Source organism: Sphingobium sp., from assembly GCF_041987595.1.
GTDB lineage: Bacteria > Pseudomonadota > Alphaproteobacteria > Sphingomonadales > Sphingomonadaceae > Sphingobium.
Window position 1 is genome coordinate 1 of sequence record NZ_JBHIWJ010000255.1, and the last position, 518, is coordinate 518.

Sequence of the window (518 nt, forward strand, 5' to 3'; positions counted from 1 at the left end):
GGGGCCCTCTCATTGGGCTCCCGAGTCCGGCTCGCAACCACTCACGCGCGGCTTACCGCGTCGAGCTCGGCAAACTCGTCTTCGCTGAGCGTGATGCTGGCGGCGGCGACGTTTTCATCAAGATGATTGACCCGACTGGTCCCGGGGATCGGTAGCATCACCGGGCTTCGCTTGAGCAGCCAGGCGATTGCGATTTGACCAGGTGTCACGCCCTTCGCCTTCGCCAGCTTGTCGACAAGACCACCCGGTCGCGCGAGGCTGCCGGCGGCGAGCGGATACCAGGGGATGAATCCGATCCCGTTCGCTTCACAATAGTCGAGCACGTCCTCATCGGCTCGGTTGCCGAGATTGTAGAGATTTTGCACGGTCGCGACGGGAAACACCTTGCGTGCCGCCTCGATCTGCTCGACCGAGACCTGACTGAGGCCAGCGTGACGGATGAAGCCATCATCGATGAAGGACTTTACGACATCGAACTGTTCGTCCTCCGGAACGCGCGGATCGATGCGGTGGAGCTG

Annotated in this window: 1 protein-coding gene; it reads right to left on the reverse strand. The window is 62.0% G+C overall.

All coding sequences use genetic code 11. The features are described from left to right. Window positions 1-41 precede the first annotated feature (41 nt). On the reverse strand, window positions 42-518 hold a 477-nt coding region (locus ACFC3J_RS23040), incomplete at its 5' end, for an aldo/keto reductase (RefSeq protein WP_375198223.1).